Annotated in this window: 11 protein-coding genes; 6 read left to right on the top strand and 5 right to left on the bottom strand. The window is 74.2% G+C overall.

Annotation, left to right across the window (positions count from 1 at the left end; genetic code table 11):
* Positions 1-19: 19 nt before the first annotated feature.
* The 3 genes from Sdi02f_RS05590 (at position 20) to Sdi02f_RS05580 (ending at position 2,197) form a co-directional block, all read left to right on the top strand.
* Entirely contained in the window at positions 20-532 is a 513-nt protein-coding gene (locus Sdi02f_RS05590) for a carboxymuconolactone decarboxylase family protein (protein ID WP_030401284.1), read from the top strand.
* Positions 533-608: 76 nt separating this feature from the next.
* Positions 609-1,721, top strand: a complete 1,113-nt coding sequence (locus tag Sdi02f_RS05585) for a P1 family peptidase (RefSeq protein WP_108932782.1) — start codon at positions 609-611, stop codon at positions 1,719-1,721.
* Between the two features lie 83 nt (positions 1,722-1,804).
* Positions 1,805-2,197, top strand: coding sequence for a VOC family protein (locus Sdi02f_RS05580; protein WP_030401286.1), 393 nt, complete (start codon positions 1,805-1,807; stop codon positions 2,195-2,197).
* A 348-nt stretch (positions 2,198-2,545) separates the two neighbouring features.
* Here the strand turns inward: Sdi02f_RS05580 and Sdi02f_RS05570 are convergent, their stop codons facing one another.
* Positions 2,546-3,619, bottom strand: coding sequence for a ferritin-like domain-containing protein (locus Sdi02f_RS05570; RefSeq protein ID WP_051783376.1), 1,074 nt, complete (start codon positions 3,617-3,619; stop codon positions 2,546-2,548).
* Between the two features lie 483 nt (positions 3,620-4,102).
* On the opposite strand from Sdi02f_RS05570, the gene Sdi02f_RS05565 reads away from it, so the two are divergent.
* Together Sdi02f_RS05565 and Sdi02f_RS05560 are read left to right on the top strand one after the other, a co-directional pair.
* Positions 4,103-4,621, top strand: a complete 519-nt coding sequence (locus Sdi02f_RS05565; RefSeq protein WP_031083976.1) for a lytic polysaccharide monooxygenase auxiliary activity family 9 protein — start codon at positions 4,103-4,105, stop codon at positions 4,619-4,621.
* Between the two features lie 121 nt (positions 4,622-4,742).
* Positions 4,743-5,486, top strand: coding sequence for a chitinase (locus tag Sdi02f_RS05560; RefSeq protein WP_108932781.1), 744 nt, complete (start codon positions 4,743-4,745; stop codon positions 5,484-5,486).
* Here the strand turns inward: Sdi02f_RS05560 and Sdi02f_RS05555 are convergent.
* Complete coding sequence (locus Sdi02f_RS05555) at positions 5,476-5,694, bottom strand: MbtH family protein (RefSeq protein ID WP_053639630.1); 219 nt, start codon at positions 5,692-5,694, stop codon at positions 5,476-5,478. The genes Sdi02f_RS05560 and Sdi02f_RS05555 overlap by 11 nt on opposite strands.
* Positions 5,695-5,782: 88 nt before the next feature.
* Between Sdi02f_RS05555 and Sdi02f_RS05550 the strand changes: the two genes are divergently transcribed.
* Positions 5,783-6,895: an alpha/beta hydrolase-fold protein gene (locus Sdi02f_RS05550; protein ID WP_108932780.1), complete on the top strand. Its 1,113-nt coding sequence runs from the start codon at positions 5,783-5,785 to the stop codon at positions 6,893-6,895.
* A gap of 46 nt (positions 6,896-6,941) precedes the next feature.
* Here the strand turns inward: Sdi02f_RS05550 and Sdi02f_RS36970 are convergent, their stop codons facing one another.
* The 3 genes from Sdi02f_RS36970 to Sdi02f_RS05540 form a co-directional block, all read right to left on the bottom strand.
* Positions 6,942-7,019, bottom strand: a complete 78-nt coding sequence (locus Sdi02f_RS36970; RefSeq protein WP_370454205.1) for a 50S ribosomal protein bL37 — start codon at positions 7,017-7,019, stop codon at positions 6,942-6,944.
* A gap of 130 nt (positions 7,020-7,149) precedes the next feature.
* The gene (locus tag Sdi02f_RS05545; RefSeq protein ID WP_167458122.1) at positions 7,150-8,850 is read right to left on the bottom strand and encodes an ABC transporter transmembrane domain-containing protein; all 1,701 of its coding nucleotides are present in this window, start codon (positions 8,848-8,850) and stop codon (positions 7,150-7,152) included.
* Complete coding sequence (locus Sdi02f_RS05540) at positions 8,837-19,771, bottom strand: non-ribosomal peptide synthetase (protein WP_108932779.1); 10,935 nt, start codon at positions 19,769-19,771, stop codon at positions 8,837-8,839. Before Sdi02f_RS05540 ends, Sdi02f_RS05545 begins: the two co-directional genes overlap by 14 nt.
* Positions 19,772-19,791: the final 20 nt, after the last annotated feature.

Here is a 19,791-nt window from a genome sequence, read left to right as displayed (position 1 = left end):
GCGCGACGGAGGGCACCCCGTGACACAGACGCCTGTACGCCCCGATGCAGGGACCCCTGGAGGCACCGACGAGCGACGCGTGTTCGTCGACAAGCAGAGCCCCGACGCCTACGCGGCCCTGCGCGCCACGGCAGAGGCGGTCCGGGGCGTCGCCGAAGCGGCGGGACTCGACCGGACCCTCGTGGAACTGGTCAACATCCGCGTCTCCCAGCTCAACGCCTGTGCCTACTGCCTCAACGCGCACACCAGGGCGGCGCTGCGGGCCGGCGAGACGACCCAGCGGCTCGGGGTGCTGCCGGCCTGGCGCGACACCGAGCTGTTCTCGCCCGGGGAACGCGCGGCGCTGGCCCTCGCCGAGGCCACCACACACCCAGCCGACGCGGGCGCGCAGAGCGCCGCGTACTCCGCGGCCCGGGGCGTGCTGTCGGACGACGAGATCTCCGCCGTGATCTGGGTGGCCATCAGCATCAACGCCTTCAACCGGGTCTCCGTCCTGAGCAAGCACCCGGTGCGCGGCCCCTCGCGCGCCTGACCGCCGGCCGGGGCGTTCGCCGCCGACACCCCGCGGCCGTGGCGGGGCCCGTCGCCCGGGGCGTAGCGTCCGGACCATGGGATCACCACCTCGTCCGCCTTCCGCGTCCGGCCCCACCCGGCCCCGGGCGCGTGACCTCGGTGTCGTCGTCGGGTCCTGCGGCACCGGGCCCCTGAACGCCATCACCGACGTGCCGGGCGTCCGCGTCGGGCACACGACCGTGCGCCGGCCGCCGGACGTGCACACCGGGGTCACCGCCGTGGTGCCCGACCTCGCCGGTCCCGGCACGCCGCTGCCCGCCGGGGTGTTCACGGGCAACGGCTACGGCAAGCTGATCGGCACCACCCAGCTCACCGAACTCGGCGCACTGGAGACCCCGGTGCTGCTCACCTCGACGCTGTCGGCGTTCCGGGTGGCCGACGCCCTGGTCGGCTGGGTGCTGGAGCGGCCCGGGTGCGAGGAGGTGCGGAGCCTCAACCCGGTCGTGGGCGAGTGCAACGACGGCTTCCTGTCCGACATCCGGGCCCGGCCCGTCCACGAGGAGCACGTGCGGGGCGCCCTCGACACGGCCTCGGGCGGACCGGTGGCCGAGGGGTGCGTCGGCGCCGGGACCGGCACCGTCGCGCTGGGGTTCAAGGCCGGTGTCGGCACCGCCTCCCGCGTGCCGACGGTGGGGGACCGGCGCCGGACGGTGGGCGTGCTGGTGCAGGCGAACTTCGGCGGCACGCTGCGGGTGCTCGGCCGGCCCCTCGCCCCGCGCTCCCCGGCCGCCGGGCCGGGCGGTACGGGGCCGGACACGGACGTCGGTTCCTGCATGATCGTGGTGGCCACCGACGCGCCCCTCGACGCCCGGCAGCTCACTCGTGTCGCACGGCGCGCCGTGTTCGCGCTGGCCCGCACGGGCGCGGCGTACGGCCACGGCAGTGGTGACTACGCCGTCGCGTTCGGCACGCGCCCGGATGCCGGCCTCCCGGTGGCCGACGCGGATCTGGACCCCCTGTTCGAGGCCGTCCTGGACGGTGTGGAGGAGGCGGTGCTCAACTCCCTGCTGGCGGCGGTCCCGACGACCGGCCCCGGCGGCCGGACGGTGCCGGCGCTGCCGGTGGACGCCCTGGTCGCCGCCCTGGCCGGCCCGGCGCCGGGCTTCGGCGACGCGGGCCCGGCCGTTGCCGGACACGAGGGCACTTGATAGGCAGGTGGTGGCCCGGAGGGTTCCGACCCGCCGAGCACTCGTGGCCGCACGGCCCGGACCCACGCACCGGAGAGATCACCATGAAGATCCACCTGACCAGCGTCTTCGTCGACGACCAGGCCCACGCCCTGCGCTTCTACACCGAGACGCTGGGCTTCGCGAAGAAGCACGACGTGCCCGTGGGGGCGGGAGGGGACCGGTGGCTGACCGTGGTCTCGCCCCAGGCCCCGGACGGGACCGAGCTGCTGCTGGAGCCCGCCGGTCATCCCGCCGTGGGGCCGTACCGGACGGCGCTGGCCCAGGACGGCATCCCGGCCGCCTCGTTCTCCGTGGACGACGTGCGCGCGGAGTACGACCGGCTGCGCGGGCTCGGCGTGCACTTCACCCAGGAGCCGATGGAGATGGGCCCGGTCACCACCGCCGTCCTGGACGACACCTGCGGCAATCTGATCCAGATCATGCAGGTGGGGTAGGCGCGGGCGCCTCCGGCGGCGCGTCCCGGCCCTGCCCGGCCGTCGCGCCGCCGAGGCGGTCGGCCAGGGTCGCGGCGAACTCCTCCGCGCGCGCCAGCTGCGTCCGCAGGTCGGCGACCCGCTGCCGGGCCGCCCGTTCGAAGACGCGGACGCGCTCCAGGAGCCGCTCGCGCTCGCCGGCCGGCCGGCCGGCAGGGGGTCGTCGCCGCGGTCCAGGCGGTCGGTGGCCCCAAGTACGCGCAGCGCGGCAAGCGGGTCGAGATCGTCGGCCCGGACGAGCACAGCACCGTCCTGCGCGAAAGGCTCGCCGGCACCCTCACCGGGAGCCACTGACCCGCCCGGCCGGGGTCAGGCGCGGGGCGGCCGGAACTGGGGACCGTAGGTGCCGGAGCCGCCCCGGACGGGGATTTCCATCAGCTCCAGCGCGGGGGCTTCCAACGACCCCATGGTCCGGACGGCCGAGCGCAGGGTGCGGGCGTCGCCGTCGGTCCAGGCCGCTTCGAGGGTGCTGAGCACCTTGGCGTAGGCGGTGTCGAAGCGGTCGAGCAGGTCCTGGACGCGCTGCGGCGCGCCGCGCCAGCCACCGGCCGGAACCCGGGCCATGGGGCGTGCGTCGGGGAAGGGCACGGGAGCGCCGGTGAACCGCCAGCCGTCGGCCTCCTGGCGCAGTTGCCGGCCGTGGTAGATCTCGCCGAAGGCGTAGTAGTGGGCCGGGTAGTCGTCCCCGAAGGCGTCGTCGGGGGAGCTGGTGGTGCCCTCGCCCTGCTCCTTGATGATCTCGATGGCCCGCTCGACGCCGTCGAGGTCCGTCACGGGTTCCAGGACGTCGGCGCCGATGCGCTCGGACAGCTGCCCGTGGGACGACAGCTCGGGCGCCGTGGCCCGGAAGGCGTTCATGAGGTCGTCGTAGAAGTGGCCGATGCTGGGCGAGCTGTTCAGGCCGCGGGCGAGCGGGGCCTCGGGGGCTTCGATCGCCATCATCACGTCGCGCACGAAGGGCCTGTTGAGACCCGAGAGGTAGACGTTCACCTCCTCGCGCACCCCGCCGGGCAGGGGGCCCGGGTAGGCGAGGGCCGCGTCCGGGATCCGCGGCCGGCCGCCCACGGCCACCAGCAGGTTGCAGACGACGCCCATGTGGTACATCTCGTCGCCGACGATGCGCCGCACGAGCCGTGCGACGTGGCTGGTGCGGTCCCCCACGGACCACCAGCCGCACAGGTAGGGCGGAATGGTGGCGAGTTCGAGGGCCACGGCGACCTGGAGGGCCTCCCGCAGCCACTCCACGCCGCGGCCGGCGTGCGGGACGGCGAGCAGTCCCGCCACGGACCGGCAGCCGGGCACGGTGCCCTCGGTCCCGGCGGCCGCCCGTGCGGGTGCGGCGGCCGCGACGGGAGCGGCGGCCGTCAGGACGGCCGACGCCATGAAGGTCCTTCGCCCGAACGGGGCGCCCGTCCCCGACGATTCCTCGCGCACTCCAGTCACCCGTACTCCCTCTGCAAGCGATGCCCGCCTCCGACCGAGGCGTCCGCGTTTGTCCGACGGCTGGCGAAACTAGCAGCGTCGAGGCCGATTCCCGGGCGGGCGGCGCGGAGCGGGGCATCCTGTACCCGGTCGGCCCTACCGGCGGGGGCCGGCGATCACCTCCCCGGCACGGTCCCCGGACGCGTCGCCGACACACTCTTGACACGGTCACGTCGAGCGCTTGTATGGTCTAGTCCAACAGAACTCGCCGCTCCGCTTGCGGAGTTGAGCCTTGCCGGGGGTCCCACTCCCCCGCGAGGACGGTGAGCGCGCGTCACCTTCGCGCCTCCTGGCCCCACCCACGAGAGGCCGTACCCGGCGTGCGCGGTCACCCCCACACATGACCGCGCGTGCCCAGGGACGGCCGGATGTGAAGGAGTTCCCATGAACGTACGCCGGAAGACCGCTGCCCTGATCGGCGCGGCCCTGGCCCCCGTCGTCGCCGTGAGCCTCCCCGCCGCCTCGGCGAGCGCCCACGGCTACATCTCCGATCCGCCCAGCCGCCAGGCCCAGTGCGCGGCGGGCACGGTGTCCTGCGGCGACATCAAGTACGAGCCCCAGAGCGTCGAGGGCCCCAAGGGGCTGACCAGTTGCAGCGGCGGCAACAGCCGCTTCGCGGACCTGGACGACGACAGCAGGGGCTGGCAGGTCACCCCGGTGTCGAAGAACACGACGTTCTCGTGGCGGCTCACCGCGCAGCACGCCACCAGCACCTGGGAGTACTACGTCGGCGGTCAGCGGATCGCGCTGTTCGACGACGGCGGCGCCAAGCCGGGCGCCGTGGTGAACCACCAGGTCGACTTCGGCGGGCTCACCGGCCAGCAGAAGGTGCTCGCCGTGTGGAACGTCGCCGACACCGACAACGCGTTCTACGCCTGCATCGACGTCAACGTCGGCGGCTGACCGGCCGGTCGGGGGAGCACGGGAGCGGCGGCGCGCCCTTGCGGGGCCGGCCGTCGCTTCCCCTCCCCCGGCCGCCGCGCGTTCCCCCCTCCGTCGTTCCCGTCGAACAGGAGTCGACATCGTGCAGCACCGCACACTCGCACTGCTGGCCGCCACCGCCGCGGCGGCCGCCCTGTGCACCCTGACCGCGGCCCCGTCGGCCGTCGCCCAGAAGTCCGAGGAGCCCGCGGGCCGGGCCAGCGCCGCCGAATTCGTGGTGAGCGAGAGCCAGTTCAACGAGATGTTCCCGGACCGGAACTCCTTCTACAGCTACAGCGGCCTCACCGCCGCGCTCAGCGCCTACCCGGGCTTCACCCACACCGGCAGCGAGACGCTGCAGAAGCAGGAGGCCGCCGCCTTCCTCGCCAACGTCAGTCACGAGACGGGCGGGCTGGTGTACGTCGTCGAGCAGAACACCGCCAACTACCCGCACTACTGCGACGCCTCCCAGCCCTACGGCTGCCCGGCGGGCAACGACAAGTACTACGGGCGCGGGCCCGTCCAGTTGAGCTGGAACTTCAACTACAAGGCCGCCGGGGACGCCCTCGGCATCGACCTGCTCAACAACCCCGACCTGGTGCAGAACGACGCGGCCGTGGCCTGGAAGACGGGCCTGTGGTACTGGAACACCCAGTCCGGCCCCGGCACCATGACCCCGCACGACGCGATGGTCGACGGCGCCGGCTTCGGGGAGACCATCCGCGCCATCAACGGCAGCCTGGAGTGCGACGGGGGCAACCCCGCGCAGGTCCAGAGCCGGATCGAGAACTACGAGCGCTTCACCCGGCTCCTCGGCGTGGAGCCCGGCGACAACCTCAGCTGTTAGCGTCGGCGGACTCGGCCAGGGAACGGGGGCGCAGGTCCGTCCAGTTGGTCTCGACGTACTCCAGGCAGGCGTCCCGGGTGTTCTCCTCGAAGGCGACGGTCCAACCGCCGGGCACCTCGGCGAAGGAGGGCCAGAGCGAGTGCTGTCCCTCCTGGTTGACGAGGACGAGGAAGCGGCCGTCGGCGTCGTCGAACGGGTTGGTGCTCATACCCGATACCTCCCGGGAGATTAGGTTAGGCTCGCCTAATGCTCGATGAGCTTAGTCCTCGGGCTTCGCGCTCCACAAGGAGACCTTCATGGAGTTGGCGGGGGAAGAGCCGTTCGCCGGGTTCGGGCTGCCCGGCGCCCCTGGCACCGACGCCTTCTGGGCCGCCGTACGCACCCCCGCGCCGGTGGCGGACGGCGACGGCTGGACGACCCTGTTCCTGCGCCGCGGTTCCGAGGCGGCGGTCATCGGCTTCGAGAGTTGGTCGGAGCCGGTGCCGCTGCGCCGGTGGCGTGCCACGGACTGCTGGTACGCGCTGGTGCGCATGCCGGCGCGGCTGCGGGTGACCTACCGGTTCCTGGTGGGCGAGGCGGCGTACGCCGACCCGTGCAACCCGGCCGGTGCGGGCGGCGACCGGTCCGTGGCCGCGACCCCGGACGCGCCGCCCCAGCCGCACTGGCCCGCGGTCGGCGCCGACGACGTCCTGCCCCTGCCCCGCACCCGGCTGCGCTGGACGAGCCGGCGGCTCGGCGGCCGGCGGACCGTGCGGGTCCACCCGGCGGGCGGCGGCGGGCCCATGGTGCTGCTGCTCGACGGGGACGACTGGCTGTACCTGCACCCGGCCACGACCGCGTTCGACTCGGCCGTCGCGAGCGGTGACGTGCCACCGGTCACGCTCGTGTTCCTGCCCGCCAAGGACCGTGCGGCCGAGTTCGGCTGCCGGCCCGAGCTGTGGGAGGCGGTGCGGGACGAGCTGCTGCCCCTCGTCGCCCAGAGCGGTGTGCCCGCCGACCCGGACCGGCTCGTGGTCGCGGGGCAGAGCCTGGGCGGGCTGAGCGCGCTGTACGCCGCCCTGGAGTTCCCCGGTCTGGTGTCGCGGGTGGCCTGTCAGTCGCCGTCGGTGTGGTGGACGCCCGGTGCCCCGGACCTGGCGGACCCGCTGGGCGGCCCGCTCGGCGGTGCGCTCGCGGCCCGGCTGCGCGGGCGGCCGGACCTGTCCGGGCTGCGGGTGGCCTTCGACGTGGGTGAGCACGAGCGGCGGATGCTGCCGCACTGCGGCCTGGTGGAGGAGCTGACCGAGCGGGCCGGGGCGACCGTGCGGGTCTCCCGTTCGGCGTCCGGTCACGACCGGGCGGGCTGGCGGCACGCGCTCCTGCGGGACGTGGCCTGGGCACTGGAACGGAACCGGGCCCGCGGAACGTGAGGGTGGGCGGCTCGGCCGCCGCCCACCCGTCAGCGCCGGGGTGTCCTCAGCTCTGGGGACGCTTGCCGTGGTTCGCGCCGTTCTTGCGGCGGGCCTTCTTCTTGCGACGTCGTTTCGAGGACATCGGTACCTCCTTGCGGTTGTGTTTCCACGCGCTTCGCACCGGACGGTCGCCTCCGGTGATCACGGAGCCCCTTTCCCTTCGGCGCCGGACCAAACATCCGGCGCGGGGCACTTGGTCAACGGCCGGCCGGTCATCTGGTCACTGCCAGCCGGTACTCCTCGTCGGTGGCCAGGAGCCGGCGGTGGGTGTCCTCCGCGGTGACGACGCCGTCGTCCAGGACGAGCACGCGGTCGGCGACGTCCAGCAGCGCGGGGCTGCTGGTGATCACCAGGGTGGTACGGCCCCGGCGCAGCTCGGCGACGCCCCGCGCGATGAGCTGCTCGGTCACGGCGTCGACGGCCGTGGTGGGGTCGCGCAGCACCAGGACGTCGGCGTCGGCGGCCAGGGCGCGGGCCAGGGAGAGCCGCTGGCGCTGGCCCCCGGAGAGGTTGGCGCCGCGGTCGCGGACGGCGTGGTCGAGCCCTTCCCGGTGCAGGGCGACGACGTCGGTCAGCATCGAGGCCTCGACGGCTTCGGGAACCGTCCGGCTGGTGCCCGACGGGTCGATGTTGGAGCGCAGGGTGCCCGCGAAGATCTCGCCGTCGTACGGATTGACCAGCAGACGTTCACGGACCGCCTCCACCGCCAGGTCCGCGAGGTCCCGTCCGCCCAGGCGCACCGTCCCCCCGTACGCGTCGGGCGGGACGTTCAGGGCGAGGACCGCGGCGAGGTCGGCCGCCGCGCGGGGCTGGTACGCGGCGACGGCCACGAACTCGCCGGCCGCCACCTTGAACCGCACCTCGCGCAGCGCCCCGTGGCGGACGCAGTCGACCTCCAGGTCCGCGCCCCCGGCCGGCCGGGCGCGGCCCGGTGTCGTCACCGGCGCGGCGGTGAGCACGAGGGCCATCCGCTCGGCCGAGGCGCGCGCCATCATCACGTACTTCGGCATCTCCGAGAACAGCTTCAGCGGCTCCATGATGAACTGCGCGAGGCCCACGGCCGTGACGAGTTCACCGATGGTGATCCGCCCCTCGAAGGCCAGCCACCCCGCCGTCAGGGTCACGGCGGCGGCGAGCACCGCGTTGAGGGCGAGCGCGGTGCCCGCGTAGACGCCGTTGACGCGGGCGACGGTGACCGCCTGCCGCCTGGCGTCGGTGCTGACCCGGCGGTAGGACCGGAACGCCGCGTGGTTGCCGCCGAAGCCGTGCAGCGGGCGCAGGCCGGTGATGAGGTCGGCGACCTTGGCGCCCGCCCGCGCCACCCTGGCCTGCTGCTCCCGCGTGCTGGTGCCGATGCGCCGGGACATCACGCTCAGCACGGACAGGATCGCGACGGTTCCCACGATGACGAGCAGGCCGAGCCTGAGGTCGGCCAGGCCCAGGGCGACAGCCGCGATCAGCACCGCCACCAGCGAGCTGATCAGCAGCGGCACCACCTCGATGATGTCGGCGGTCTGGTCGGCGTCCTCGGTGGCGACGGTCAGCACCTCGCCGGACTTGAGGTCGACGTCCCGGGCGACCGGCTGGAGGCCCGCGCCCGCGACCCGGACCCGCCAGCGGTGCGCCTCGGTCGTGTTGGCCTTCTGCAGGATCCGCATCCCGAACCGCCAGGACAGCGACACGGTCGTGATGATGACGGCCAGCGCCGCGACGGAGAGGCCGAGCGCCTCGAGGCTCCGGTGGCGCATGGTGTGTTCGACGATCAGGCCGAGCGCGATGGGAAAGGCGGTCTCGCCGGCCTGGTAGAGGCCCATGAGGAGGGTGCCCCACGCCATCGCGCCGACGTTGCGCCGCAGGGCGGTACGGAGGATGCCGGACCCCGTGCGGGGCCGCTGGGTGTCAGGAGTGGTCATCGAGGTGGCGGGCAATCGCTTCCGGGGTGCGCAGGGTGAACAGGTCGCGGATCGTGATCACTGGACCGTACTCCCGGCGGAGCAGTCCGGTCAGCCGCACGGCCAGCATGGAGTGGCCGCCGAGGGCCACGAAGTCGCTCACCGCGCTCACCTCGTCGTCGTCCAGATCCATGGCCTCGGCGAAGAGTTCGCACACCGTCGTCTCCGTCTCCGTCTCCGGTCCGCGCTCCCCCGCCGTGGTCAGCGCGCCCAGCGGCCTGGCCTCCGGGAGTGCCTTGGTGTCGGCCTTCCCGTTGACGGTCAGCGGGATGCCGTCGACCTGGGCGTAGTGCGTGGGGCGGAGGAAGTCCGGCAGCGTGGCGCCGACGTCGGCGGCGACCCGGGCCAGGTCGGCGCCGTCCAGCACGAGGTAGGCGGCGAGCCGGTGCGCGCCGTCGACCTGCGGGTCGGGCTGGGCGACGGCGGCGACGAACCGCACCGCCGGGTGGGCGGCGAACGCCGCCTCGACCTCGCCGAGTTCGACCCGGTGCCCGCGGATCTTGACCTGCTGGTCGGTGCGGCCGAGGTAGGCCAGATTCCCGTCGGGGCGCCGCACCACCAGGTCCCCGGTGCGGTACATGCGCTCGCCGGGTGCGCCGAACGGGCAGGCGACGAAGCGGTGGGCGGTCTGGGCGGGCTGACCGAGGTAGCCGCGCGCGATGCCGACGCCCGCGACGTACAGCTCGCCGGGAACCCCGTCGGGCAGGGGTCGCAGCCAGGGGTCCAGCACGTACACGTCCGTGTTGTCGATCGCCACGCCCACCACGGGGTCGGCGCACTCGAAGGTGCCGACACCGAGGGTGTTGATGGTGTACTCGGTGGGCCCGTAGAGGTTGTAGCCGACGGTGCCCTCGGTCCCGGCCAGCCGCGTCCACAGCGCCGGAGTGACGGCCTCGCCGCCGAGCAGCACCAGCGCGGGCCGGCGGGCGGGGTCGTCGAGCAGTCCCTCGGCCACGAGTTGCTGCGCGTAGGTCGGGGTGACGTTGACGACGTCGATCCCGTGCTCCCGGCAGTAGGAGACCAGCCCGGGGGCGTCGCGGCGCAGTTCTTCGTCGCAGATGTGGACCTCGTGGCCGTCGGCGAGCCACAGCAGTTCCTCCCACGACATGTCGAAGGCGAAGGACACGGTGTGGGCGATGCGGAAGGTCCGGTGGCCGTGCTGTGCCAGCACCGGTTCGAAGATCCGGCGCCGGTGGTTGAGCAGCATGTTGGTGAGTCCGGCGTACTCGGTCACCACCCCCTTGGGCCGGCCGGTCGAGCCGGAGGTGTAGATCGTGTACGCGGGGTGCCGCAGCCGGTCGGGGTCGTCGGGCGCGAACGTCACGAACGGCTCGGCCTCGGGCAGCGGGCGGTCCAGCTCGACGGCACCGGCGGCGCCCCCTAGCCGGTGCGCCACCGTGCTCACGGTGAGTACGGCCTCCGGGCGGGCGTCCGCGAGGACGGCGGCGATGCGTTCGTCCGGGTGGTCCAGTTCCAGCGGCACGTAGGCGGCGCCGGTGCGCAGTACGGCGAAGAGCGCCACGATCGAGTCGAGGGAGCGCGGGAGTGCCAGGCCCACCGTCGACCCCGGGCGGATGCCGCGCCCGGTGAGGACACCGGCCAGCGCCCGGCTGCGGTCCCGCAGTTCGGCGAAGGTCATGCTCGCGCCGTGGGCGACCAGCGCCGTCCGTCGCGGGTCGCGGTCGGCCGCCCGGTCGAAGCGGTCCACGACGGTGTCCGTGCCGATGTCGGTGCGCGGCGCCGGCTCGGGCGCGGGGGCGAGGCCGGGGAGGGCACCGATCGGGACGGCCGGCCCGGCGGTCCCGGTGCGCGCGGTGAGGTCGTCGAGGACGCGCAGGTAGTCGTCGAGGAGGCGCCGGGCGCCTGCCGTGTCCTGGTCGCGGTACTCCAGTTTGACGGTGAGCCGGTCGCCGGGGGTGACCACCCACGTGAACGGGTAGTGGGTGGAGTCGTCGGCCCGCACCGAGGTGATGCCGTGCCGGGCGTTCATCTCGGCGAAGGCGTCCGGGTCCAGGAAGTTCTGGAGGACGAAAAGGTTGTCGAAGAGCGTGTCGTGGCCGCCCGCCCGCTGGATCTCGCCCAGTCCCAGGTGCTCGTGTTCCATGGCCTCGACCCGGGCCGCCTGTACGGCCGTCAGGTAGCCGCCGACCGTGTCGTGCGGCCGGGCGCGGGTCCACATGGGGACGGTGTTGAGCAGGACGCCGACGACGTCGGCCAGCCCTTCGCCGTCCCGGCCGGAGACGGTCACGCCGAAGACGGCGTCGGCGCGCCCGGTGCGGGCGCCGAGGAGGAGGCCGAAGGCCCCGGTCAGCACGGTGTTCAGCGTGACGCCGTGGGTCCGTGCCGCCGCGCGCAGGGCGTCCGACCGTGCGGCGGTCAGCGTGTGCACGAGGGCGCGCGGCAGGCCGTCGGGGAAGGCGGGCGACGGTCCGGCGAGCAGCGTCGGGCCGGGCAGGCCGGCGAGGTGCTCGGCCCAGAACCGTTCCGAAGCGGCGGGGTCCTTGGCGGCGAGGGCCCGGGCGTGGTCCTCGAAGCGGGGGGTGGCCGCTACCGCGTCCAGGGGGGTGCCCCGGAGGGCGGCCTCGTAGGCGGCGAACAGGTCGCGCAGCACGATCTCCCGCGACCAGCCGTCCCACAGCAGCAGGTGGTAGCTGAGCAGCAGGCCGTCGCGGTCGTCGGGCAGGCGGACCACGGTGAGCCGGATCAGCGGGGGCCGGCCGGGGTCGAATCCCGCCTCCCGGTCGCCGAGCCGCAGGGCGTCGGCCTCCGCCTCGGTCGCCGCCTCGGCCGTGCGGATCTCGACCCGCCGGCCGGCGGCGAGCACCTGGACGGGGTTCCCGTCCTCGTCCGTGGTGAAGCCCGCGCCCACGGCCGGGTGCCGGGCGAGGAGGTATTCCGCCGCCCGCGACAACGCGTCGGTGTCCAGGCGCCGTTCGAAGGTGAACCAGCTCTGGGCGACGTAGTGCCCGGCCGGTCCGGTCAACTGGGCCTGGAAGTACAGGCCCCGCTGGAGGGGGGTGACCGGCGCGGTGCGCTCGGCCGTCGACGCGGCCTCGGCGAGGTGTGCCAGCGCGCGGTGCCAGTGCTCGGTGATCTCGTCGGGGACGCCCTCGGCGAGGGTGAAGGCCGCGTGCAGGCTGCCGGTGGCGGCGTCGGTCCAGGCGTTCACCTCGACGGCGTACGGGCTGCCCGGGTCGGCGCCGGTGATCCGCGGTGCCTGTGACTCGGCGCCCCGGCCCAGGTAGTTGAACAGGACCTGCGGGTGGGCGGTGCCGAGCAGTGGCGCGGTCTGCGGGTTCAGGTACCTGAGCCCGCCGTAGGCGGCGTGCGCGCGGTCGTCCGGCTGGCGTTCGGCGACCTCGCGCGCGGCCGCGACGGGATCGGTGTGCGCGGTGAGCCGCACGGGCGCGACGGCGGTGAACCAGCCGACGGTGCGGGTGTAGTCGTGGTGGTCGAGGGCCGGGACCCTGCCGTGCCGCTCCAGGTCGACCGCCAGGTCGGTGGGCGTCGGCTGGACGCGGGTCAGCGCGGTGCGCAGCGCCCCGCACAGCAGCTCGGTGAGGCCGAGGCCCAGTGCGGCGGGCGCGGTCCGCGTGACGAGGTCGCTCGCGCCGGGTGCGAGGACGGCCGTCCGCTCGCGCCGCTTCCCCGCGGCGGGCAGCGGTGCGGGAGCCTGGAGGGTGGTGATCCAGCGGCCGACGTCGCCGGTCTCCTGGGCGGCGCGGTGGGTGAGTGCTGCGGCGTACTCGGCATAGGACGTGGTGGGCGGCGCCGGGGCCGCGCCGCGCATCGCGTCGGCGAGGTCGTCCAGCAGGATCAGCCAGGACACGGCGTCGACGGCGAAGTGGTGCACGGTGACGACGAGGGTCCGGCTCGTCTCCAGCCACGTGAAGGCGACGAGGTCGCCGGTCTCGGGGTCGAGGCGGCCGGCCGCCTCGTCGGCCGCGGCCGCCGCGTCGCCGCCGCTCGCGCGGACGACCGTGATCTCGCGGCCGGGCTCCGTGCGCAGGGACCACACGCCGTGGTCGGCGCGCAGCCGCAGCCGCAGCGCCGGGTGGGTGGCCACGACGGCCCGCGCGGCGCGCTCCGCGTCGGCGAAGTCGGTGCCCTCGGGGGCCGCCAGCGTCCTGGCCTGGGCGAACCGGGCGAGCGAGCCGCCGAGTCCCCGCTGGCGCAGGATGATCGGCGTGGGCGGCACCGGGCCGTCCTCGTGACGGGCGGGTATGGGTGCCGCGGCCCGGGGTGCGCGGGTGTCCAGGTGCTCGGCGAGCGCGCGGGGGGTGCGGAGCAGGAACACGTCGCGGGGTGCGATCGGCAGGCCGGCCGCCCGGGCCCGGTTGATCACGGTGATGGCGACGATGCTGTCGCCCCCGGCGGCGAAGAAGTCGGTGTCGGCATCCGGGTCGGAGCCGGGCAGTGCCTCGGCGAAGAGGGCGACGAGCAAGGCGAGGGCGGAGCCGTCCACGGTGTCCGGGGCCCTGCGCGCGGGCGGTGCCGAGGCCGCGCGTTCGGTCAGCGCCCTGCGGTCCAGTTTGCCGTTGACCGTCAGCGGCAGGGCGTCCACCGGCAGCACGCGGCCCGGGACCATGTGCGCGGGCAGGGTCGCCGACAGGCGCTCGGCGATGTCCGCGGGCACCCGGCCCACGACGTGGGCGACCAGGTGGTCCTCGGTGTCCGCCACGGTGACGGCGGCGTCGACCACGCCGTCGAGGGCGCGGATCGCGGACTCCACCTCGCCCGGTTCGATGCGGAATCCCTTGAGCTGCACCTGGTCGTCGGCGCGGCCGACGAACTCCAGCCCGCCGTCGAACGTGCGGCGGGCGAGGTCGCCGGTGTGGTACATGCGGGAGCCGTCGGTCCGGAAGGGGTCCGCCACGAACCTGCCCGCGGTCAGCCCGGGCCTGCCCAGGTAGCCGAGCGACACCTGGTCGCCGGCGACGTAGACGGCGCCCACCCGGCCGGGCGGCACCGGGCGCAGCCGGTCGTCGAGCAGGTGCGTGACAAGGCCGGGGACCGGGCCCCCGACCGGGCTGGCGGTGACGGAGCCGGGCGCGAAGTCGGCGTCGGTCAGCACTCGTCGGGTGACGTGGACGGTGGTCTCGGTGATGCCGTACATGTTGACCAGCTCGGGCGAGCCGGTGCCGTGGCGCTCGACCCAGTCGCGCAGCCGTCCGAGGTCCAGCGGCTCGCCGCCGAAGATGATCCGGCGCAGCGCGGGCAGCGGTTCGCCCGCGTGCCGGTCGGCCTCGGCGAAGCGGTGGAAGGCCGACGGGGTCTGGTTGAGCACCGTCACCCCGCGCTCGCGGACCAGGCGGTGGAAGTCGACGGGGGAGCGGGTCAGCGCGTACTCCGGCACCAGCAGCTCACCGCCGTGCACGAGCGCGCCCCACAGCTCCCAGACGGCGAAGTCGAAGGAGAAGGAGTGGAACTGGACCCACACGTCGTCCGGGCCGAAGCCCATCGCGGGCCGGGTGCGGGCGAGCAGCGTCACGACACTGGAGTGCGGGACGACGACGCCCTTGGGCCGGCCGGTCGAGCCGGACGTGTAGATGACGTACGCCGGGTCGTGCGGGCGTGGTGCGGGCCCGGGCCTGCCGGGGGCGGGCGGGTGCTCCTCCCCCGGCACGAGCACGCGGGCCGGTACGCCCGCGCGGGCCAGCAGCCGCGTGAACCGGTCGCGCTGCTCCGGTGCGACGAGGACGACCTGCGGGGCGGAGTCGGCGAGGACGTACTCCAGGCGCTCGTCCGGGTACGCCGGGTCGAGCGGTACGTAGGCGCCGCCCGCGCCGACCACGGCGACCAGGGCGACGACCTGCTCCACGGAGGGGGGCACGGCGACGGCGGCCCGCTTGCCGGGCCCGACCCCGGCCGCGCTCAGGTCGGCCGCCAACTCGTTCGTGCGGCGGGCGAGTTCGCCGTAGGTCAGGGACCGGGTGCCGCCGTCGAGGGCGCACTGGGTGACGGCGGTGGCCGCCGGGTCACAGCGCGCTGCCTCGTCGAAGAGTTCCCCCAGGGTGGCGGGGGCGACCGGTTCGAGGTGTCCGGTGCCGTCGGAGGCCAGGCCGGTGACCGGGGCGTCGGGCCGGGTGAGCAGGCCGGTGAGGTTGCGGGTGAACGTGCGCAGGATCTCGCGGGCGTCGGTCTCCCGCAGCAGTCCGGTGTCGTGGATCAGGTTGAAGCGGGCGGTGTCCTGCGGTGTGCGCTCCACCACCAGGGTGAGCGGATAGTGCGGGGCGCCCTCGTTGACGAGGCCGGTGACGAGGAGGGTGTCGCCGGGCCGCCGCAGTGCGTGCACGTCGGTGGCCACGTCGAAGACCACCAGGGTGTCGAAGAGGGCACCGGCACCGGCGCGGCGGGTGGTCCGCGCGAGCGGGACGTGCTGGTGCTCCAGCACCGCGCTCTGGTGTGCCCTGACGGAGGCGAGGAGGTCGCGGGCGGTGGTGTCGGCGGACCAGCGGGCGCGCAGGGGCACGGTGTTGATGAGCAGGCCCACCATGTCCTCGATGCCGGGCACGTCCGCGTCGCGTCCGGACACGGTGGAGCCGAACACGACGTCGTCGCTGTGCAGGATGCCGCCCAGTGTGAGCGCCCAGGCGCTGTGCACGGCGACGCTCAGCGGCACACCGGCCGACCGGGCCGCTGCGTCGACGTCGGTGTCGGCCGTGACGGCGGTGTCGGCGAAGTGCTCCGAGGGGGTGTGCCCTTCGGCGATCAGCGACGGGCCGGGCAGTGAGTCCAGTTGTGCGGCCCACACCCGGTCGCTCGTCCCGTCGTCGCGGGCCGCGAGACGGCGTACGTGGTCGGCGAAGCCGCCGCGCGCGTACCCGGTGCCCGGCGCGTGGTACTCGGCCAGCAGGGTGCGCAGCATGGGCGGCACCGACCAGCCGTCGGCGACGATGTGGTGCACGGTCTGCACCAGGACGTGGCGGCCGGATCCGGTGCGGATCAGTGTGTACCGCATCAGTGGACCGGTGGCCAGGTCGAATCCGGCGCGGCGGTCGCGCTCGGCCAGGGCGCGGATCTCGTCCTCGGTGATGCCGGGGCGGTCCAGCGTGGTGAAGGGTGCCTCGGTCCCGCTCTCCAGGACCGAGACCAGGCGGCCGTCGGCGAGGGGCACGAAGCGGGCGGCCAGGTTCGGGTGGAGGGTGAGCAGACGGGTGGCGGCCGCGGCGAGCCGGCCGGCGTCCACGTCGCCCTCCAGGGTGAGCAGTTGCTGTTCGACGTAGCTGCCGGTGGCCTCGCCGTCGTAGACCGAGTGGAAGTACAGGCCCTCCTGCAACGGGGTCAACGGGAGGACGTCCAGCAGCCTCGGGCCGTCCAGGGCGTCGACGTCGGACTGGGTGAGGGTGAGCGGGCGGAAGTCGCTGGGCGTGTGGCCGCCGGTCTCCAGCGCGGCCAGGCCGGTGAGCGCCTCCCGGTAGTAGGTGCCGAGGGTCGCGACGTCGGCGTCGGTGAACACGCCGTCGGGCCAGGAGACGGTGGTGACCAGCTCGTAGGAGCCGGTGGGGCCGGGTTCGGCGATCGCGTTGAATTCCAGGGCGCGGGGCAGGCGCATGCGCGGGTCGCGCTTCTCCCCCAGTTGCCCCGTGGTACGGGCGAGTTGCCAGTCGGCCGACGAGCCCGCGTCGAAGCGGCCCAGGTAGTTGAAGAGCACCTGGGGCGCGGGGGCGTCGAAGGCGACCCGGGCCAGGTGGCGCAGGGCGCCGTAGGACACGCCGTTGTCCGGGACTCGCGCGAGGTCTTCCTTGACGGCCTTCAGGGCGGCGGCCAGGTACGCGGGTGCGGTGGGGTCGGTGGCCGGGCCGGGATCGACGGTGACCGGGAAGAGGGTGGTGAACCAGCCGACGGTCCGGGAGAGTTCCGGCTCGAAGCCGGCGGAGGGGGCGACGAAGCCCGGTTCGCGGCCGTGGCCCTCGAGTTCGATGTGGGCGAAGGTCTGGTCCTGGCCGAGGTCGCGGCGCCATCGGGCGAGGGCGACGGCGAGGGCGGTCACCAGGACGTCGTTGACGCCCGCGTGGAACCTCGCGGGTGTGTCACCGAGGAGCGCGGCCGTGGTCCCGGCGTCGACCGCGACGGTCCGGATGCGCTCGTGTGCCACGGTGTCGTCCGGGGCCGGGGCACGTCTGCCCAGGGGCGCGTCCGGCCCCGGCAGCGGGCGGCGGAAGCAGGTGCTGTCCGCGTCGAAGGCCGCGCGCTCCAGGAGCTGGGTCCAGCGCCGGAACGAGGTCCCCGTCGGCGGGAGTTCGATCGCCGCCCCCGAGGCCAGCTGCCGCCACGCCGTGGCCAGGTCGTCCATCAGCACCCGCCAGGACACACCGTCGATCACCACGTGGTGGACGACGACGACCAGGTGGCGTGCCGCACGGCGCCAGACGGCGTGCAGCATCGCGCCGCCCGCCGGGTCGAGTTGGGCGGTGGCGAGGGCGACGCAGGCGTCGAGGGGCTGGTCGCTCTCCTGCCAGCGGGCCGCGTCGGGAGCCGCGTCCGCCTCCGGGATGTCGAATCCCCAGCGCTCGCCGCGCACCAGCCGGGCCCGCAGCATGGGATGACGGCGCACGAGGGCGGCCAGGATCGCGTCGAGCGCGTCGGCGGTCAGACCGGCGGGGGTGTTGAGCACAACGGACTGGACGAAGCCGTCGACGGCGTCGGTGGTCTCGCCGAGCCACTGCACCACCGGCGATCCCACGACGGTCCCGGTGGGGACGTCGCGGTGGTCCGTCCTCGTGGTGTCCTCGCGGCTCGCCACCGCCGCCAGGGCGCCCAGCGTGCTGTGGGCGAAGATCTGCCCGGCGCTCACGTAGAGCCCGGCGTCGCGCAGGGCGCTCAGCAGCGAGATCGCGAGGATGCTGTCGCCGCCGAGCCGGAAGAAGTCCTGGTCGACGCCGACCTGGTCGAGGTGGAGCAGCTCCGCGACCGCCGCGCACACCGCCCGCTCCTCGTCGGTGGCGGGCGGGACCAGCGCGGCCGTGCCCACGACCGGCTCGGGCAGCGCGTTCCGGTCGATCTTGCCGTTCGCGGTGAGCGGGAACTCGGCCGTCACGACGACGTGCGCGGGCACCATGTACTCCACCATGTGCTCGCCGGCCCACGCCCTGACCTCGTCCGCGCGCAGGTCCTCGTGCCCGGCGGCCGGAATCACGTACCCCACCAGGTAGGTGCCGCCCGCCGCGTTCTTCCTGGCGACGACGCAGGTGTGGCGCACGCCGGGATGCTCGGCGAGGCCGACCTCGACGTCCTCGATCTCCAGGCGCATGCCGCGGATCTTGACCTGGTTGTCCGCGCGGCCGAGGAAGTCGAGCGTGCCGTCGGGGGCGAAGCGCGCGAGGTCGCCGGTCCGGTACAGCCGGGAGCCGTCGTTCGCGAACGGGTTCGCCACGAACCGGGAGGCGGTCAGTCCGGGCGCGTTCACATAGCCGCGCCCGAGCAGCAGTCCTCCCGCGTACAGTTCCCCGCCGACCCCGACCGGGACCGGGCGCAGTTCGTCGTCCAGGACGTACAACTGGGTGTTGGGGTTGGCCCGGCCGATCGACGTCGACAGGCGCTCGGCCGCGCCCCGGTAGACGACGTGCGAGACGCCGATCGTCGTCTCGGCGGGGCCGTAGCCGTGGTAGAGGGGGATGTCGAGCCGGGTGCGGAAGCGTTCGTACAGCTCGGGCGTGAGGACCTCGCCGCCGCACCAGACGTGCCGGAGGCTGTCGAGGCGCCCCGAGTCGCCCGCCATCTCCAGCAGCACGTCCAGCATGGAGGAGACCAGGTAGGTGAAGGTGACGCGCTGTTCGGCGATGACGCTCAGCAGGTGGTGCGGGTCGCGTTCGCCGCCGGGCCGCAGGACCACGAGCCTGCCGCCGCTGACGAGGGGCAGGAAGATCTCGTTGATGGAGATGTCGAAGGACAGCGGCGCCTTGAACAGTGCCGCGTCGTCGTGGCCGAAGCCGAGGATCTCGTGGATCTGCCACAGCAGGCGCTCGCTGATCGCCTCGTGCCGGATCATGGCGCCCTTGGGCCGTCCGGTGGATCCGGAGGTGAAGATGACGTAGGCGAGCGCGTCACCGGGAGCGGTGACTCCGGTGTCCCCGGTGGGGTGGGAGCCGAACCGCCAGTCGTCGAGGTCCACGGCCACCGCGTCCGGCTCGTCCGGGGCGTGCTCGCCCGAGGAGTTGAGCTGGACGACGACCCGGGCGTCCTCGACGACGACCGCCCGGCGCTCGGCGGGCCAGTGGGGGTCGAGCGGGACGAAGGCGCCGCCCGCCCGGAGCACCCCGAGCAGGCCGACGACCATCTCGGCGGAGCGCTCCAGGGAGATGCCGACCACGTCCTCGGCGGTGAGGCCGCGGGCGATCAGGTGATGGGCCAACTGGGCGGACAACTCGTCGGCCTGACGGTAGGTCAGCGTGCGGTGTGCGTCGACGACGGCCACGGCGTCCGGCCGGGCGCGGACCTGCTCGCGGAACATCTCCACCAGGGTCGGGCGGTCCCGGTCGGCGCCGGTGTCGTTCCACCGGGCGAGGTCCTCCAGCCGCTGCGCCGGGCCGGACGGGCCGATGGTGCCGAGCGGCCGGTCCGGGAAGTCGGCCAGGTCGTCGAGGGCGAGCTGTGCCTCGTCCGCCGCGGTCCCGGCCGGGAGGGTGATGCTCCGGCCGTCCGCCGCGACGGCCCAACCGCCGGGCGCCGTACCGCCGTTGTCGGCCCAGGCGAGGACGTCGGTGAAGAGGGTGCCCGCGGTGAGGTCGAGGCCGGCGGGGCTGTGGCCCGAGGACCAGTAGGCCAGTCCGATGGCGCACGCCTCGGCGACGGCCCGGTCGGAGAAGTCGCCGGTGCGCCGGCGTATGCCGGTCAGGTGTCCAGGAGAGAGCCGGACGAGAGAAGCGGTCGGTTCCATCATCGAAGACTCAACGCCCCTTC

It is taken from the genome of Streptomyces ardesiacus, from assembly GCF_003112575.1.
Classification (GTDB): domain Bacteria; phylum Actinomycetota; class Actinomycetes; order Streptomycetales; family Streptomycetaceae; genus Streptomyces; species Streptomyces ardesiacus.
Note: the sequence above shows the minus strand (reverse complement) of the source record. Positions and strands in the feature narration are given on the sequence as shown.

What these genes read in the sequence shown, in the direction of transcription:
- Sdi02f_RS05585 (WP_108932782.1), top strand. Translation starts at nt 609, where the DNA reads ATGGGATCACCACCTCGTCCGCCTTCCGCGTCCGGCCCCACCCGGCCC.
- Sdi02f_RS05580 (WP_030401286.1), top strand. Translation starts at nt 1,805, where the DNA reads ATGAAGATCCACCTGACCAGCGTCTTCGTCGACGACCAGGCCCACGCC.
- Sdi02f_RS05570 (WP_051783376.1), bottom strand. Translation starts at nt 3,619, where the DNA reads ATGGCGTCGGCCGTCCTGACGGCCGCCGCTCCCGTCGCGGCCGCCGCA.
- Sdi02f_RS05565 (WP_031083976.1), top strand. Translation starts at nt 4,103, where the DNA reads ATGAACGTACGCCGGAAGACCGCTGCCCTGATCGGCGCGGCCCTGGCC.
- Sdi02f_RS05555 (WP_053639630.1), bottom strand. Translation starts at nt 5,694, where the DNA reads ATGAGCACCAACCCGTTCGACGACGCCGACGGCCGCTTCCTCGTCCTC.
- Sdi02f_RS05550 (WP_108932780.1), top strand. Translation starts at nt 5,783, where the DNA reads ATGGAGTTGGCGGGGGAAGAGCCGTTCGCCGGGTTCGGGCTGCCCGGC.
- Sdi02f_RS36970 (WP_370454205.1), bottom strand. Translation starts at nt 7,019, where the DNA reads ATGTCCTCGAAACGACGTCGCAAGAAGAAGGCCCGCCGCAAGAACGGC.
- Sdi02f_RS05545 (WP_167458122.1), bottom strand. Translation starts at nt 8,850, where the DNA reads ATGACCACTCCTGACACCCAGCGGCCCCGCACGGGGTCCGGCATCCTC.
- Sdi02f_RS05540 (WP_108932779.1), bottom strand. Translation starts at nt 19,771, where the DNA reads ATGATGGAACCGACCGCTTCTCTCGTCCGGCTCTCTCCTGGACACCTG.